The 518-nt window shown below is 39.8% G+C and carries 1 protein-coding gene; it reads left to right on the top strand.

Features of this window, described 5'->3' with window-relative positions:
• Positions 1–19: 19 nt before the first annotated feature.
• A partial coding sequence (locus tag L288_RS42370; RefSeq protein WP_236613024.1) for an alpha-L-fucosidase occupies positions 20–518 on the top strand: 499 nt, incomplete at its 3' end.

The following is a 518-nucleotide window of genomic DNA, read 5'->3' as shown; positions in this document are numbered from 1 at the left end:
TGAAGAGATCGTTACAAGGATGCGAGAAAAGCAACCTTGGCTATTAACTGTTGACCGTACAGTTGGCGGGCCATACGAGAATATCTTAACTCCTGAGCAAACTGTTCCAGATCAACCCCTGCAAGTTCCGTGGGAGAGCTGTATTTCAATGGGAACGGGCTTTTCCTTTCGCTATGAAGACGATTATAAACCCACACGCCAATTAATCCATCTTTTTATCGAAATTATTGCGAAAGGCGGTAATCTTGCCCTAAACGTTGCACCTCAACCTGATGGAAGAATTGCGAAGAATGCTATTAATAGGATCAAAGAAATGGGAGAATGGCTAAAGAAATATGGTGAGGCAGTTTATGGTACGAGAATTACCGCTCCTTATTTTTTAGACCAAGTTGCTTTTACAAAAAAGGAAAACCATGTTTACTGTTTCTATTTATATGAAGAGAACGAATCACAAAAGAAAGAATTATTTATTCCCTACAAGGAGAAAGTGACTCAAATTGATGAAGTCAGTGGGAGCA

The organism is Sphingobium quisquiliarum P25, assembly GCF_000445065.1.
GTDB lineage: Bacteria > Pseudomonadota > Alphaproteobacteria > Sphingomonadales > Sphingomonadaceae > Sphingobium > Sphingobium quisquiliarum.
Note: the sequence above shows the minus strand (reverse complement) of the source record. Positions and strands in the feature narration are given on the sequence as shown.